The 1,378-nt window shown below is 72.1% G+C and carries 1 protein-coding gene; it reads right to left on the bottom strand.

All coding sequences use genetic code 11. The features are described 5' to 3' along the window. Positions 1-314 precede the first annotated feature (314 nt). Positions 315-1,346, bottom strand: coding sequence for a hemolysin family protein (locus VR45_RS32350; protein ID WP_045943447.1), 1,032 nt, complete (start codon positions 1,344-1,346; stop codon positions 315-317). Positions 1,347-1,378 lie beyond the last annotated feature (32 nt).

Here is a 1,378-nt window from a genome sequence, read left to right as displayed (position 1 = left end):
CAGAGATGTGTATAAGAGACAGGGGTGGGCGTGGTTGTGGGACTGGTGGTCGGGGTCGGGGTGGGGGAGGTGCACGCGGCCCCGAGCCCGCGCGCACGGACCTGCTCAACGGCCTGGACGCGGTGACGACTTGGAGTGCCTGGTGCCACTGGCGCGGCTCCCGCCTGAGCGAGGATCAGGCCCGCCGGGCCATGGCCGCCACGGTGCACACCCTCCTCGCCGGGAGCGCCGGGAGCGCCGGGAGTTCGCAGAGCCGCGACGGCCCGTGCCGCCCCCGCACTGCGGGGCCGGGCACGGGCCGTGGGGATGGAGCGTCAGCGGGCTCCGGTGGTGGGGGCGGGGCCGACCAGTTCCTTGAGGACGTCCTCCATGGTGACCAGGCCGAGGGGGGTCCCGTCGGTCGTGATCGCGGCCGCGAGGTGGGTGCCGGAGCGGCGCATCGCGGTCAGGACGTCGTCGAGGGGCATCGCCTCCGGGACGCGGGCGATCGGGCGGAGCGTGCCGGGCGGGAACGGGCGGTCGCGGGTGCTGTCGTGTTCGAGGGCGTCCTTGATGTGCAGGTAGCCGTCCACCCGCTCGTCCGGGCCGAGTACGGGGAAGCGCGAGAAACCGGTGCGGGCGGCGAGCTGTTCCAGCTGTGCCGGGGTGGTGCCGGGGCCGGCGAAGACGATCCGCTCGCGCGGCGTGACGACCTCGGAGACGGGCCGGGAGCCCAGCTCCAGGGCGTCGTGCAGCAGCTCGGTGTCCCGGGCGCTGAGCAGTTCCGCGTCCGAGGAGTCCTTGACCATCCGGGCGAGCTCGTCCTCGGTGAACACCGAGGCCACCTCGTCCTTGGGCTCGACCCTGAGCAGGCGCAGGATCCGGTTGGCGAAGCCGTTGATCGAGAAGACCACCGGCCGCACCGCCCGGCAGGTGGCCACCAGCGGCGGCACCAGCAGCAGGGCGGCCCGCTCGGGCGCGGCGAGCGCGAGGTTCTTCGGGATCATCTCGCCGAGCAGCATGTGCAGATAGGTCGCCGTTCCCAGTGCGATGACGAAGGCGACCGGGTGGATCAGGCCCTCCGGCACGCCCAGGCTTTGGAACGGCGGCTCCAGCAGGTGGGCGATGGCCGGTTCGGCGACCATGCCGAGCACCAGCGAGGAGACGGTGATGCCGAGTTGGGCGGTGGCCAGCATGGCGGAGACGTGCTCCAGGCCCCAGATGACGGTGCGGGCCCGGCGGTCGCCGGCCTCGGCGAGGGGTTCGACCTGGCTGCGTCGCACCGAGATGAGGGCGAACTCGCCGCCGACGAAGAAGGCGTTGGCCACGATGGTGAGCAGGCCGATGATCAGTTGGACGGCGGTCACCGGTTCCTGTCTCTTATACACATCTCTGAGCG

Origin of the sequence: Streptomyces sp. NRRL S-495 (assembly GCF_000966955.1) — a bacterium.
In the GTDB taxonomy this organism is placed as follows: domain Bacteria; phylum Actinomycetota; class Actinomycetes; order Streptomycetales; family Streptomycetaceae; genus Kitasatospora; species Kitasatospora purpeofusca.
Note: the sequence above shows the minus strand (reverse complement) of the source record. Positions and strands in the feature narration are given on the sequence as shown.